The organism is Enterobacter sp. WPR_3_1, from assembly GCF_003635055.1.
Classification (GTDB): Bacteria; Pseudomonadota; Gammaproteobacteria; order Enterobacterales; family Enterobacteriaceae; genus Enterobacter; species Enterobacter ludwigii.
The window spans coordinates 406,452-420,725 of the sequence record NZ_RBXU01000011.1 but is presented as its reverse complement, the minus strand read 5'-3'; the positions used below and the strand labels follow the sequence as shown (position 1 = coordinate 420,725).

General features: G+C 55.5%; 14 protein-coding genes. 8 read left to right on the top strand and 6 right to left on the bottom strand.

The genetic code is table 11. The features are described 5' to 3' along the window. The first annotated feature begins 6 nt into the window (after window positions 1-6). Together BJ887_RS16105 and BJ887_RS16100 are read left to right on the top strand one after the other, a co-directional pair. A complete protein-coding gene (locus BJ887_RS16105) occupies window positions 7-1,071 on the top strand; it encodes a sugar ABC transporter substrate-binding protein (protein ID WP_020885017.1) in 1,065 nt (354 codons plus the stop codon). After that, window positions 1,068-2,309: an LVIVD repeat-containing protein gene (locus tag BJ887_RS16100; protein ID WP_025204688.1), complete on the top strand. Its 1,242-nt coding sequence runs from the start codon at window positions 1,068-1,070 to the stop codon at window positions 2,307-2,309. The genes BJ887_RS16105 and BJ887_RS16100 overlap by 4 nt, the downstream gene beginning before the upstream one ends. A 54-nt stretch (window positions 2,310-2,363) precedes the next feature. Here BJ887_RS16100 and mtnK read toward each other — a convergent pair whose 3' ends face one another. Further along, window positions 2,364-3,563, bottom strand: a complete 1,200-nt coding sequence (mtnK, locus tag BJ887_RS16095) for an S-methyl-5-thioribose kinase (RefSeq protein WP_121340104.1) — start codon at window positions 3,561-3,563, stop codon at window positions 2,364-2,366. Window positions 3,564-3,668: 105 nt separating this feature from the next. Between mtnK and mtnA the strand changes: the two genes are divergently transcribed. Together mtnA and BJ887_RS16085 are read left to right on the top strand one after the other, a co-directional pair. Next, on the top strand, window positions 3,669-4,685 hold the full coding sequence (gene mtnA / locus BJ887_RS16090) for an S-methyl-5-thioribose-1-phosphate isomerase (protein WP_121340103.1): 1,017 nt from the start codon (window positions 3,669-3,671) through the stop codon (window positions 4,683-4,685). A gap of 43 nt (window positions 4,686-4,728) precedes the next feature. Then, window positions 4,729-5,199, top strand: coding sequence for an SRPBCC family protein (locus BJ887_RS16085; protein WP_121340102.1), 471 nt, complete (start codon window positions 4,729-4,731; stop codon window positions 5,197-5,199). 40 nt (window positions 5,200-5,239) lie between these two features. On the opposite strand, the gene BJ887_RS16080 is transcribed toward BJ887_RS16085, so the two are convergent. Genes BJ887_RS16080 through BJ887_RS16070 form a run of 3 tightly spaced genes read right to left on the bottom strand, consistent with a single transcriptional unit; the run spans window position 5,240 to window position 7,079 of the window. Then, complete coding sequence (locus BJ887_RS16080) at window positions 5,240-5,782, bottom strand: acireductone dioxygenase (RefSeq protein ID WP_014169089.1); 543 nt, start codon at window positions 5,780-5,782, stop codon at window positions 5,240-5,242. Continuing rightward, window positions 5,779-6,468, bottom strand: a complete 690-nt coding sequence (mtnC, locus tag BJ887_RS16075; protein WP_121340101.1) for an acireductone synthase — start codon at window positions 6,466-6,468, stop codon at window positions 5,779-5,781. The genes BJ887_RS16080 and mtnC overlap by 4 nt, the downstream gene beginning before the upstream one ends. After that, window positions 6,465-7,079 carry a methylthioribulose 1-phosphate dehydratase gene (locus BJ887_RS16070; RefSeq protein ID WP_020885012.1) on the bottom strand — a complete coding sequence of 205 codons (615 nt, stop codon included), beginning with the start codon at window positions 7,077-7,079 and terminating at the stop codon, window positions 6,465-6,467. Before BJ887_RS16070 ends, mtnC begins: the two co-directional genes overlap by 4 nt. Window positions 7,080-7,202: 123 nt before the next feature. Here BJ887_RS16070 and BJ887_RS16065 point away from each other — a divergent pair, with 123 nt between their 5' ends. Next, window positions 7,203-8,363, top strand: a complete 1,161-nt coding sequence (locus tag BJ887_RS16065) for a pyridoxal phosphate-dependent aminotransferase (protein WP_121340100.1) — start codon at window positions 7,203-7,205, stop codon at window positions 8,361-8,363. 154 nt (window positions 8,364-8,517) lie between these two features. Here the strand turns inward: BJ887_RS16065 and BJ887_RS16060 are convergent, their stop codons facing one another. After that, on the bottom strand, window positions 8,518-9,417 hold the full coding sequence (locus BJ887_RS16060) for a LysR family transcriptional regulator (RefSeq protein WP_032677673.1): 900 nt from the start codon (window positions 9,415-9,417) through the stop codon (window positions 8,518-8,520). Between the two features lie 639 nt (window positions 9,418-10,056). Here BJ887_RS16060 and ahpC point away from each other — a divergent pair. Next, window positions 10,057-10,620 carry an alkyl hydroperoxide reductase subunit C gene (ahpC, locus tag BJ887_RS16055; RefSeq protein ID WP_008501015.1) on the top strand — a complete coding sequence of 188 codons (564 nt, stop codon included), beginning with the start codon at window positions 10,057-10,059 and terminating at the stop codon, window positions 10,618-10,620. A gap of 175 nt (window positions 10,621-10,795) precedes the next feature. Then, on the top strand, window positions 10,796-12,361 hold the full coding sequence (gene ahpF / locus BJ887_RS16050) for an alkyl hydroperoxide reductase subunit F (RefSeq protein WP_032681429.1): 1,566 nt from the start codon (window positions 10,796-10,798) through the stop codon (window positions 12,359-12,361). A 59-nt stretch (window positions 12,362-12,420) separates the two neighbouring features. Here the strand turns inward: ahpF and uspG are convergent, their stop codons facing one another. After that, window positions 12,421-12,849 carry a universal stress protein UspG gene (gene uspG / locus BJ887_RS16045; protein ID WP_020885008.1) on the bottom strand — a complete coding sequence of 143 codons (429 nt, stop codon included), beginning with the start codon at window positions 12,847-12,849 and terminating at the stop codon, window positions 12,421-12,423. Between the two features lie 180 nt (window positions 12,850-13,029). Here uspG and BJ887_RS16040 point away from each other — a divergent pair, with 180 nt between their 5' ends. Then, window positions 13,030-14,268, top strand: coding sequence for a zinc-dependent alcohol dehydrogenase (locus BJ887_RS16040; protein ID WP_047357099.1), 1,239 nt, complete (start codon window positions 13,030-13,032; stop codon window positions 14,266-14,268). The last annotated feature ends 6 nt before the right edge of the window (window positions 14,269-14,274 follow it).

Here is a 14,274-nt window from a genome sequence, read left to right as displayed (position 1 = left end):
AACAGAATGAAAAAAATCACCCTCTCTCTGGTGGCATTAGGGTTACTGACGTCGCTGCCAGGCCTTGCGGCAACCCCCGCACCGCTTCCGCCCGCCATTGCAAATCATGACGGCCCCATCCGCATTGCGGTGATCCGTAACCTCGGCTCTGACGACAACACCACGCAGTTTGTCGCCGGTGCCATTCAGGAAGGCAAAAAGCTCGGCTTTAAGGTCAGCACCTTTTTGAGCAATGGCGACGACGCCAAATTCCAGGACTTCGTTAATCAGGCGATCAGCCAGAAATATGACGGGATTATCCTCTCTCAGGGGCGCGACCCCTATGCGACCGCGCTGGTGAAAAAAGCCGTCGATGCCGGCATTAAAGTGTCGGTGTTTGATACCGCCGTTCAGGGCGACATTCCCGGGGTAACGGTGACCCAGCAGGATGATGCTTCCCTGACCCATCTCTCCTTCGGCCAGCTGGCGAAAGATTTCAACGGTAAAGCCAACATCGTGAAGCTGTGGGTTGCTGGTTTCCCGCCGATGGAACGTCGTCAGGCAGCCTATAAAGCGCTGCAGAAGCAGTATCCGGACATTAAAGAGCTGGAGTCTATCGGTGCCGTTTCGTCTGACGTGCAGGGAGATACCGCGAATAAAGTGGGCGCTATTCTGGCGAAATACCCGAAAGGCAAAATTGACGCCATTTGGGGAACCTGGGATGCCTTCAGCCAGGGAGCCTACAAAGCCCTGAAAGAGAACGGCCGCACCGAAATCAAACTCTACAGCATCGATATCTCAAACCAGGATCTTCAGCTGATGCGCGAGCCAGGCAGCCCGTGGAAAGTGAGCGTGGCGGTGGATCCGAAGCTGATTGGTGCAACCAACGTACGTCTGATTGCCAACAAGATTGCCGGTGAAACCACACCCGCCACGTATGATTTCAAAGCGGCGGCGATCCCGCAGGCGCTGCTGACCGCACAGCCAGGCGCGGTGAACGTGGCGTCGCTGGGGAAAATCATTCCAGGCTGGGGTCAGACCGAAGATTTTATCGCCCCGTGGTTTGCGACGCTTGAAGCGAAACATCAATGAGTGTGCTTCCCACGCCTGAATACAGCCGCAATATGCGGCTGATTGGCCATAGCGACCAGGGCGGTCGCCCGGACGGCGTGCAACTGATGGTGCATCGCGGTTTCGCGTACATCGGGCATATGGTCTCGCAGGGCTTTTCCATTGTGGACGTGCGCGACCCGAAACATCCCAAACCGGCAGGCTATATGCCCGCGCCGCCCGGCACCTGGAACGTTCATCTCCAGGCGCACGACGATCTCCTGCTGGTCATTAATGCGCGAGACTTGTTCGCGGATGCCCGTTTCGCTGACGAAAAGGTCTACTACACCCGTCAGGTAGGGGAAACCGTACGCGACGTGCAGGATAAGGGCTGGAGCGCCGGGTTGCGGGTGTTTGATATCTCCACCCCTGACAAACCGCGTGAGATCGGCTTTTTATCCCTGAGCGGCATCGGCATTCACCGTATCTGGTACGTCGGCGGGCGCTGGGCGTATGTTTCGGCGCTGATCGACGGCTTTACCGACTATATTTTCCTGACGATCGATCTGGCCGACCCGAAAAAGCCTGAGGTGGCCGGGCGCTGGTGGTTGCCGGGGATGAACCAGGCCGACGGTGAGCAACCCAATTGGCCGGAAGGTAAACGCTACGCGCTGCACCACGCGATTATTGCCGGGGATACCGCTTACGGGAGCTGGCGCGACGGGGGACTGACGCTGCTGGACGTGAAGGATCGCACGCAGCCGAAGCTGATTAGCCATCGCAACTGGAGCCCGCCGTTTGGAGGTGGCACGCACACCGCGCTGCCATTGCCGGATCGTGACCTGCTGGTGGTGCTGGATGAAGCGGTGCTGGATAACCAGGAGGACGGTGAGAAGTTCATCTGGCTGTTTGATATTCGCGAGCCGTCGAACCCGGTGAGTATTTCCACTTTCCCGCAGCCGCAGGAGCGGGATTATGTGGCCAAAGGGGCGCATTTTGGTCCACACAACCTGCACGAGAACCGGCCGGGAAGCTTTGTCAGCTCAACGCTGATTTTTGCGACCTGGCAGAATGCCGGCGTGCGCGCGTTTGATATTTCCAATCCTTACCGTCCGGTTGAAACCGGTGCGCTGGTGCCGGCGGCGCCTGAGAGGATGATGGATACGCGGCCGAATCGACCGCAGGTGATCCAGTCATGCGATGTGTTTGTCGATGCGCAGGGCATTATCTACAGCACGGATTATAACGGTGGATTGTCGGTGATTGAGTATCTGGGGTAACGGCGCGCTGGTGTCTTTCTGACGGCCCTCTTCATCGGGAGAGGGCCGAGGCGTTTAACTGTACTGACGCACCCGCGCCACCAGATCTTCGGCGGTGTCGATACGGTCGGCAATCACAATCAGCGCCTTGCCAAGCGTAATCGCGTGGCGCAGGCATTCGTGGCGCATTGCTTCATCCTGAATGGTCTCGATATCCGCCACGTGCGACAGACCGACACTGCGGCGAATCAGCTCCGTGCCGCAGAATCCGATCGCGTCTTTCCATACCTTTTTCAGGAATTCAGAGGCGTAGCCCGGGGCAGCAAGTGCCGCATCGCGCGTTTTCTCACTGGCCAGGATCTGGAAGCGCTCCGCGAAGGTGTTCCACAGCGTCTGAATGTCGGTCAGACGCTGTTCACGGGCCGCGGCAGCATCGCGAATACCCAGATGCCCCGGCAGGCCGCAGAAATTGAGCAGCAGGTTGCCGATGGCGGTGCCGACGTCAAAACCGATGGGGCCGAAATAGCCGAACTCTGCGTCGATGGCTTTCAGACTGCCGTCTGCCACGAAAATCGAGCCGCTGTGAATATCGCCATGCAGCAGGGCTTCAGCGTGTGAGAAGAAGCGGTGCTTCAGCGAGGCCACGGCAATTTTTAACTGAGCGTCATCGCGCAGGGCGGCAACGTCTTTTTCCAGTTCAGCAGGGTAGTTGTTACGTTCGTGGACCTGGTACGGATCGTTGAAGAACAGATCTTCGGTGATCTCGCACATCTCCGGATTAAGGAATTTCGCGACCTGCGCTTTCTTGTCATGCGGGTGCAGGTAAAAGTCGCTGGTATGGAACAGCGTGTGCGCGAGGTATTCACCCAGCTGACGCGCCGCCTGCGGGTAGTAGGTGTTTTTGATCAGCTCCCCGCGCCAGATGGCATGGCTGGAGAGATCTTCCATCACCATCACCGCCAGTTCGGGGTCGAAGTGGTGGATTTTCACCGTGTGCTGCGGGCTGTGCTGGTAGTGTTCGACCAGCGTTTGCGCCTCCAGGCGGGCGCGATCCAGGGTCAGTGGCCAGGATTCGCCGACGCAGCGCACATACGGCAGCGCCTGCTTAACAACGATGCGGCTCACGCCCTCGGTATCGAAAATTTTGAACACCAGATTGAGGTTACCGTCGCCCACTTCCTGCGCCTCCACCAGCGATGAGGGGTCATCAAGGCCGCCGAACTGCTTTGCATACTCCACGGCATCCTGGGCGGTAAAGGTACGGTATTGCGACATTGCCTGTTCCTCACTGGTTTTGCTAATAAAGACATTTAGACGTCTATACATCTGGATTTCATCCTGACACAATGTGCTACAACAACGCAACAGGGAATTAACGACATGCAGACATTACAGACGACCAGCCTGCGAGTGGCGGAGAATCAGTTAGTTATTCTCGATCAGCAGGCGCTTCCTCAGGAGAAACGCTGGCTTGACGCCTCGACGGTAGAGGCGCTGGTCGGCCATATTCACGCCCTGCGCGTACGCGGGGCACCGCTGATTGGTCTCTCTGCAAGCCTGCTGCTGGCCCTTCTGGCGGAAAACGGCAAAAGCCGTGATGAACTGGCTGTGGCCCTGGAGACCCTGCGGGCATCCCGCCCGACGGCGGTGAACCTGATGAACAACCTCGACCGCATGAAGCTGGCTCTCTGGCAGGAGGATTTTGTGCCTGCGCTGGTGGCGGAAGCGCTGCGTCTGATTGATGAAGACAAGCAGCTGTGCGAGGCCATCGCGAATGCCGGCAGTACGCTGGTGAAACCCGGCAGCCGTCTGTTGACCCACTGCAATACCGGCGGGCTGGCGACGGCAGGGGTTGGCACCGCGCTCGGCGTGATTGCCCGCGCGCATCAGGAAGGACGCGTCAGCACTGTCTGGGTGGATGAAACCCGCCCCCTGTTGCAGGGTGGAAGACTGACCGCATGGGAACTCGGCGAACTGGGCGTGCCGTACCAGCTGATCGCCGATTCCATGGCCGCCAGCCTGATGGCAAAAGGGCTGGTTGACGCAGTGTGGGTGGGCGCAGACCGTATTGCGGCCAACGGCGACGTGGCGAATAAAATTGGCACCTATTCTCTGGCGGTTCTGGCAACGTTCCACGGTATTCCGTTCTATGTCGCCGCCCCGCATACCACGCTTGACCCGGCGTGCCCGAACGGTGAGGCAATCCCCATTGAACAACGTGCGGCCAGCGAAGTGACGGGCGTGGCCGGGAGCTTTGGCGCGGTGCAGTGGGCTCCTGAAAACGCGCAGGTCTACAACCCGGCCTTTGACGTCACGCCAGCGGCATTGATAAGCGGTTGGGTGCTGGATACGGGCATCGTCACGCCGGAAGAGGTGGCAAAAGGGAAATTCGCCTGAGGACGACTATCCTTTAAGGGGTTCCCTTTAGGAGGACAGTCACGTGACGCTTGATCCTGATACAGACTTAAAACTGGAACGCGTGGTGGATGCCCCGCGCGATCTGCTGTGGCTCTGCTGGACGACACCCGAGCACATCAAAAACTTCTTCATTCCGGTTCCGCACAAAGTGACCGAGTGTGACCTTGACCTGCGCGTTGGCGGGCGGTTTAACACGGTTTTTGAGGTAGACGGGCAACGGATGGATAACCGGGGTGTGTTTCTCGAAATCGAGCCCGGCAGGAAGCTGGTCTTTACCGACGGTTATACGGAAGGCTGGAAGCCCGCCGAAAAGCCGTTTATGACGGCCATTCTACTGCTGGATGATGTGGGGGAGGGCAAAACGCGTTATACCGCCATTGCTCGCCACCCAACGGCGGAAATCCGCGAGCAGCATGAACAGATGGGCTTCCACGAAGGGTGGGGCATTGTGCTGGACCAGCTGGTGGCATATACGAAGGGATTGAAACACTGACGTTTTTTCGCCCCCTCTCCCTGGAGGGAGAGGGGAAAAATCATGCCAGACGCGGATACGCATCCGCAATCGCATCGCCGGTGAACTGCGCAATCCACCCCTCGGGGTTATCAAAAATACGAATGGCGGTAAAGTTCGGCTCTGAGCCCATATCAAACCAGTGCGGCGTTCCGGCAGGCACGGAAATCAGGTCGTTTTTCTCACACAATACCTGACACACCTCGTCGCCAATGTGCAGGCAAAACAGCCCCGCACCCTCAACAAAGAAACGCACTTCATCTTCCCCGTGAGTATGCTCGTTCAGGAACTTTGCGCGCAGCGCCTCTTTTTGCGGGTTGTCGGCACGCAGGCTGATGACATCCCAGCTCTGATAACCTTTCTCTGCCACTAGCGTGTCGATCGCATGCTGATAAGCCGCGATAACCGCATCGGGGGCAGGATCGCGGCCTAAGTCGCGGTCTGCGGCCCAGCGTTCAAAACGAACCCCTCTGGCGTTGAGCTGTTGGGCGATGTCGGCAGCGTCGGTGCTGTGCCAGCGAGGTTGACTGGGGTCTTTATCGGAATAAATGGTCAATGCGCTCATGCAGGGATCTGCTCCGGGTTAATCTCGTCGAACTGGTGTACCTGATGGTGATGGCTTGCACCGTCATCATCGCCGCGAATCAGCTGCAGGGTGCGAAAACCTGCCTGCTCAGCGGCGTCCAGCTCCTGATGTATATCCGACAGGAACAGGATCTGCGACGGAGGGATACCCGTTTGTGCCGCAATGTTCTGGTAAGACTGGACGTCGCGCTTGGCACCGATGTGGGTATCAAAATAGCCGCTGAACAGATGAGTAATATCACCTTCGTCGCTGTAGCCAAATAACAGTTTCTGCGCCGCGACGGAGCCTGAGGAATAAACATAGAGATCAATACCCTGCGCTTTCCATTTTTCCAGCGCAGGCAGTACGTCCGGATAGAGGTGGCCGGTAAAATCGCCGTTAACGTAGCCGTCGTGCCAGATGATCCCCTGCAGCGCCTTTAACGCGGTTGACTTGCGGTCTTCATCCATAAACGTAAAAAGTGTGTCGATAAGGTCGCTTACGCTGGCGTGCGGGTGGTTAATTTCATCACGCAGGTTGTCCAGAATCGATTTGACCGGCTCGGCGTACTGCTGCGCGGACACAAAGGCCGCCAGACGCTCACGCGCGTAGGGGAACAAAACATCATGGACAAAACGGATATCGCTGGTGGTCCCTTCAATATCCGTCACAATCGCGCGAATCATACTCTCTCCCAGTGTCGTAAACGCATTTCGCATTCAAATAAGAATTCCAGTCCTTCCAGATGACGGCGGGCCTCGGCCACATCGCGTCCCCAGCAGGTTAAGCCATGACCGCGCAGAAGAAAACCATAATTAAACGGGTGCGCCTGAGCGTATTCGGCAATGCGCACGGCGAGTGCGTCGATATCCTGGTCGTTATCAAACACCGGGATGGCGACCGTATCCAGATGCGTGCTCTGCCCGGAGAGGGATTTTTGCATCTCAAAGCCGGTGATCTTCAGCTCAGGCTCTTTGACCAGCCGCGACAAGACCGTGGCATTGACGGTATGGACGTGCAGAACCGCGTTGGCTTCGGGAAACAGACGATAGATGAGCGTGTGAAGCCCGGTTTCAGCCGACGGCGTGCGGCCAGAGGGTGCACGGTTGGTCGCAATCTCCACCTGCAGAAAATCGTCGGTGGTCAGGCTGCCTTTATCTTTACCGGATTCACTGAGCCAGCACAGATGTGCATCCTGACGCACGGACATGTTGCCGCCGGTCGCAGGAGCCCAGCCTTTGGCGCCGATCCAGCGGCAGGCGTCGACCAGGTGTGTGAGTTGCAGGTTGTCGGTCATCTTCCTTTTTCCCTCTCGGTCAGGAATATTCATATTGTTTAGACGTCTAAGCGTCTTGATTGCCAAAGACTAACATCGTGTTATAGTGTCAGCAACATAAGTATTACATGCAGGCACAACACAATGAGCAATAACGCATTGATTCCTCAGAGTAAACTTCCAAGTCTTGGTACCACCATCTTTACGCAAATGAGCGCACTGGCCCAGCAGCACAACGCCATTAATCTCTCGCAAGGGTTCCCTGATTTTGATGGCCCGCGTTATTTGCAGGAACGTCTGGCGTACCACGTTGCGCAGGGGGCGAACCAGTATGCACCGATGACGGGCGTGCAGGCACTGCGGGACGCCATAGCAGACAAAACGGCTGAGCTGTATGGCTATAAGCCAGACGCTACCAGCGACATCACGGTGACGGCAGGGGCGACCGAAGCGTTGTATGCCGCAATTACCGCGCTGGTGCGCACGGGTGATGAGGTGATCTGCTTTGACCCGAGTTATGACAGCTACGCGCCGGCGGTTGAACTCTCCGGCGGCGTGGTGAAACGTATCGCGCTACAGCCACCGCATTTCCGTCCGGACTGGCAGGCGTTTGCTGCCTTGCTGAGCGACAAAACCCGTCTGGTTATTATCAATACTCCGCACAACCCGTCGGCGACCGCATGGCAGAAAGCCGATTTCGCAAAACTTTGGCAGGCGATTGCCGGGCGTGAAATTTACGTGCTGAGCGATGAAGTGTATGAGCACATCTGTTTTGCGCAGGAAGGGCATGCCAGCGTGCTGGCCCATCCGCAGCTTCGCGAGCGTGCCGTGGCGGTATCGTCATTTGGTAAAACCTATCACATGACCGGCTGGAAGGTGGGGTACTGCGTGGCTCCCGCGGCCATCAGCGCTGAGCTGCGTAAAGTGCATCAGTACCTGACGTTTGCCGTAAACACGCCGGCCCAGCTGGCCCTGGCTGATATGCTGCGCGCCGAACCGGAGCACTACCGCGACCTGCCGGCATTCTACCGTCAGCGTCGGGATCTGTTTGTGAATGCGCTAAGCCAGAGCCGTCTGGAGATTTTACCCTGCGAAGGGACCTACTTTCTGCTGGCGGACTACAGCGCGATTTCGGATCGGGATGACGTGAGTTTTTGCCAGTGGCTGACAACAGAGGTGGGCGTTGCTGCCATTCCGCTGTCCGTATTTTGCGCCGACCCGTTCCCGCATAAGCTGATCCGGCTCTGTTTTGCGAAACAGGAATCGACGCTTCTCGCGGCGGCGGAGCGGCTGAATACACTCTGAGCGTGTCATCCCTCTCGCGTTAGAATAACGGCGGTCTGCCCATAATAAGTGAGAGGAATATCAGTCAAAATAACGCGAAAGCGCGTTATAAAATATAAGTCAGGATTATGTATTAACAAAGAGAACGGGCTGTGAGCGACACAGCCCGTCACTGTTATTTTTCTGTTACTTCGTTAATAAATTTCGCGAATGCCGTACTATTCAATGCCGAACGGTTATAAATCATAAAAATGTCAAGCGAGGGAAGGGTGAACGGTGCAGTGATTTTTTTGAGTCTTAGCACTTCACTGTATTTATCAAATAAGATTTCCGGTACGTAACCAATTAAATGAGAGGCGCTTATCATAGAAATAATAGTAAATACAGAGTCACAGCGAAAACCGATTGTCTTTTCCGCATGCACTTTTTCTGCCATCGATTGGTAGGTTTTAACGCCCGGCTCATCACTGAGGAATATCGTAAACTTCTCTTCCTGAAGCTCTTCCATGGTGGCCACCTCTTTCATCCGCGGATGATCCTGGCTGCAGACCAGCAGGACGGAATAAGATGCATATGGCACACAAATCATTGAACGGTTACTAACCGGGGCCATTGAGAAAATTAAGTCTGCCTTACGGTATGCCAGCAGATCCTCTGCGGAGTCAGCGGAGAGCAGCATATCATGCAGTTCAATCTCGTAATTGTGCTCACGCATCAATAATTTAAGCGGACCCAGCAGGTTTTCGGTGGTCAGGATTTGCGGGCTGTACACCACAAAATTCTTTTTTAGCGTTGAGCCATGCATGATGTTAATCGTCTGCTCAAGCTGGTTGAGGTTTTGCTCAAGATGATGGTGCAGGTTCACGCCTACCGTGGTGGGCGTAATCCCTTTCCCGGAACGAATGAACAGGGGATCGTTGAGCTGATTACGCAACCTTTGCAGCGACTGGCTGACCGCCGAGGGCGTAATATAGAGCGTTTCTGCTGCCTTGCTGATGCTTAAGTGCTGATAAATACACTCGAAAATTACCAGCAGATTAAGATCAAATTTTTTCAGATCGTAGAGATTAGCCATGTTTCATCCTGAGTGGACTGCGTTGCGTTAACACATCACTGATAACTATAGAAGGAAGTTAATCATTTACCATCCATGCAATTAACTTACTTAATTAGAGTTGTATGTTGACTTAATATATCACGATGGCAGATTTATAAAATAGAGCTTCAATGAATATTAAGATATTTTTATCTCTAAAACTGCGAGGCTGTTTGCATTAAAATAGTCTCAATTATATATAGACAAATAATTATCATTCATTTTTATTAATCCTCGCCGGCGCGTCTTCACTCCTGCGCGATAAACCGTGTTCGATGAAACCTATCACAGTCATAGATACGATTGGCGCTCATGTGCATTGCCCTCGCGCTGTGCGGGTGTTGTAATCAAGGCGCTGTTACGGCCTTGATATGAGGTATGTAGAGCGCAACGCAACGCCAGCAATTGCTGGCACTGAAAGTTCCTGTGGAAAGTTCAGGTATCAGGGCCGCCCACCAGGGCGGCCTTTTTACTTTTGGCTTTTCGTTAATTCAGTTCATCACGTTGTCTTGTTCGGGTTGTTAGGTATGGCTGATTGATTTGATAAAGCAAACGCATTAGCCCACCCGGCGAAAGTTGGTTACCTTACATCTCAACGAAAACACGGAGGAAGTACAGATGTCTTTGATTAATACCAAAATTAAACCTTTCAAAAACCAGGCGTTCAAAAACGGTGAATTCATCGAAGTGACCGAGAAAGATACCGAAGGCCGCTGGAGCGTCTTCTTCTTCTATCCGGCTGACTTCACCTTCGTTTGCCCGACCGAACTGGGTGACGTTGCAGACCATTACGACGAACTGCAGAAGCTGGGCGTAGACGTTTACTCTGTTTCTACCGACACCCACTTCACCCACAAAGCATGGCACAGCAGCTCTGAAACCATCGCGAAAATCAAATACGCGATGATCGGCGACCCGACTGGCGCCCTGACCCGTAACTTCGACAACATGCGTGAAGATGAAGGCCTGGCTGACCGTGCTACCTTCGTTGTTGACCCGCAGGGCATTATCCAGGCAATCGAAGTTACCGCTGAAGGTATCGGCCGTGATGCTTCTGACCTCCTGCGTAAAGTGAAAGCGGCGCAGTACGTTGCTTCTCACCCAGGTGAAGTTTGCCCGGCGAAATGGAAAGAAGGCGAAGCGACTCTGGCACCGTCTTTAGACCTGGTTGGCAAAATCTAAGTTTCCCGCCGTCTTTCGCGCAGAGCATCGCCTGCTCTGACGCGACAGGCTCCGGAAATGACAGTCGTAATGGGCGCGCCCGCGCCCATTTTATTCCAGCACCATGATGCAAGTTGCATTCAGGCCGCCCGAATAAGGCAGCTTGCATGATGACGTTTTTAGAGAGGGAAGAACAATGCTCGACACCAATATGAAAACCCAGCTCAAGGCCTACCTTGAGAAACTGACCAAACCTGTTGAGCTGATTGCCACGCTGGACGACAGCGCTAAATCGGCAGAGATCAAGGAACTGCTGGCAGAGATCGCCGAACTGTCACCGAACGTGACCTTCAAAGAAGATAACGGTCTGGCGGTGCGCAAGCCTTCCTTCCTGATCACCAATCCGGGTTCTGACCAGGGGCCGCGTTTTGCCGGTTCTCCACTGGGCCACGAATTTACCTCGCTGGTGCTGGCACTGCTGTGGACCGGAGGTCATCCGTCAAAAGAGGCGCAGGCGCTGCTCGAGCAGATCCGCGACATTGACGGCGATTTTGAGTTTGAAACCTATTACTCACTCTCCTGCCATAACTGCCCGGACGTGGTGCAGGCGCTGAACCTGATGTCGGTGCTGAACCCGCGCATTAAGCATACGGCGATTGACGGCGGTACGTTCCAGAACGAAATCACCGACCGTAACGTCATGGGCGTTCCGGCGGTCTTTATGAACGGTCAGGAGTTTGGCCAGGGCCGTATGACGCTGACCGAAATCGTTGCCAAAGTGGACACGGGTGCCGAAAAACGTGCGGCAGAAGCGCTGAACAAACGTGACGCGTATGATGTTCTGATTGTCGGCTCCGGCCCGGCGGGCGCGGCGGCGGCGGTTTACTCCGCCCGTAAAGGCATTCGTACCGGCCTGATGGGCGAACGCTTCGGTGGCCAGGTGCTCGACACCGTGGATATCGAAAACTACATCTCTGTGCCGAAGACCGAAGGCCAGAAACTGGCTGGCGCACTGAAGGCGCACGTCAGCGATTATGAAGTGGATGTGATCGACAGCCAGAGCGCCAGCAAGCTGGTTCCGGCCGCGGTTGAAGGGGGGTTACACCAGATTGAAACCGCCTCCGGCGCGGTGCTGAAAGCGCGCAGCATTATCATTGCCACCGGCGCCAAATGGCGCAACATGAACGTCCCGGGTGAAGATCAGTATCGCACCAAAGGCGTCACCTACTGCCCGCACTGCGACGGCCCGCTGTTTAAAGGTAAACGCGTGGCGGTGATCGGCGGCGGTAACTCCGGTGTGGAAGCGGCGATTGACCTGGCGGGTATCGTTGAACACGTCACCCTGCTGGAGTTCGCCCCAGAAATGAAAGCGGACCAGGTGCTGCAGGACAAAGTGCGTAGCCTGAAAAACGTCGATATCGTGCTGAATGCGCAGACCACGGAAGTGAAAGGTGACGGCAGCAAAGTGACCGGTCTGGAATACCGCGACCGCGTGAGCGGTGACGTGCATAGCGTGGCACTGGCGGGGATCTTCGTACAGATTGGTCTGTTGCCAAACACCACCTGGCTGGACGGCGCGATTGAGCGCAACCGCATGGGCGAAATTATTATCGATGCGAAATGCGAAACCAGCGTGAAAGGGGTGTTCGCGGCAGGGGACTGCACCACGGTTCCGTACAAACAGATCATCATTGCCACCGGTGAAGGGGCGAAAGCGTCTCTGAGCTCGTTCGATTATCTGATTCGCACCAAAACGGCATAAAAAGAAAGCAAGACTACACCTGCAACAGCAAGAGGCCACCGAAAGGTGGCCTCTTTTTTTTACCTGACGACCATCACCGGAATGTGGGTGTGGCGGATCACGCTCGACGCGTTAGAGCCCAGCAGGTGGGTGGTAATGGAAGGATTACGGGAACCGATCACCACGACGTCTGCTTTCAGTTCATTGGCCAGTTCATTAACGGCATCCCGCACGCTGCCGAACCTGACGTGAGTTTTGATCCGTGAAGGGTCGATGCTGAAATGCCCGACCATGGTTTGTAGACGATTTTCAGCTTCGTGCTGAAGATGCTCTTCGAAGCGACGTACATCGGCGGCAAAGCGGTGCAGACTCAGGCTGGCGGAACCCGGTAACACGTGTAAAAGATGGATGATCCCGTCCTGCTGCGCCAGGAACTCCGCGTGGCGTACGGCCTTGTCGCTCAGCTCCATCTCGAAAACATCAACCGGCATAATGATTGTCTGATACATACCCGTTTCTCCTTGTTTATAAACGCTGAATTCATTCAACCACAAAATATGAATGGTTTCTGTAAGCGCGGCGCCACTTTTTGATCTCGCCAGGAAAAATCTCAAAAGATCCGTCATCACGGGCAAGTCTTCTGGGGTAGCTACCCTTTATACACTGTCCTGGATCCTTTCGGAGGTTGCATGAAAGCACTCACGTATCACGGCCCACATCATGTTCGCGTCGAGAATGTCCCCGATCCCATCATTGAACAGCCAGACGATATTATTCTGCGGGTCACGGCTACGGCGATTTGCGGGTCCGATCTGCATCTCTATCGCGGCAAAATCCCGAAGGTGCAACACGGCGATATTTTTGGTCATGAATTTATGGGGGAAATCGTTGAGTGCGGCAGGGAGGTGAAGAATTTACAGAAGGGCGATCGCGTGGTTATCCCGTTTGTGATTGCCTGCGGTGACTGTTTCTTCTGCCGTCTGCAGCAATACGCGGCCTGCGAGACGACCAACGCCGGGCAGGGCGCCGCGCTGAACAAAAAGCAAATTCCCGCGCCAGCCGCGCTGTTTGGCTATAGCCATCTTTACGGCGGCGTGCCGGGAGGCCAGGCGGAATATGTTCGCGTACCGAAGGGGAACGTTGGGCCGTTCAAGGTGCCGCCGCTGTTGTCCGATGACAAAGCGCTGTTCCTGTCAGATATTTTACCCACCGCCTGGCAGGCGGCAAAAAATGCGCAGATCGAGAAAGGATCGAGCGTGGCCGTGTTCGGCGCCGGGCCGGTGGGGTTGCTGACCATTGCCTGCGCGCGGTTGCTCGGGGCGGAACAGATCTTCGTCATTGACCACCACCCGTATCGCCTGCGATTCGCTCAGGCGCGCTACGGCGCAATCCCTGTCAACTTTGATGATGATAGCGATGCCGCCGAAAAAATCATTGAGCAAACTGCCGGCCAGCGTGGTGTCGATGCGGTGATTGATGCCGTCGGGTTCGAAGCCAAAGGCAGCACCACGGAAACAATCCTCAGCAACCTTAAAATTGAAGGCAGCAGCGGCAAAGCGCTGCGTCAGTGTATCGCGGCTGTCCGGCGCGGCGGCGTTGTCAGCGTCCCTGGCGTTTACGCCGGGTTTATTCACGGCTTCCTGTTTGGCGATGCCTTCGATAAAGGGCTGAGTTTCAGGATGGGGCAGACACACGTCCACGCCTGGCTGGGCGAGTTGCTGCCGCTTATCGAAAAAGGGCTGCTTACGCCGGAGGAGATTGTGACCCACTATCTGCCGCTGGCGGATGCGGAACGCGCCTACAAGATTTTCGAAAAACGGGAGGAGGAGTGCCGCAAGGTCATTCTGGTGCCGGGGGCGGAAACGCCTGACGCGGCGGCACAGCAGGTGAAAGGCCTGGTCAATGCTTTCCCTGGTGGGGTGGTGTGAGATTAT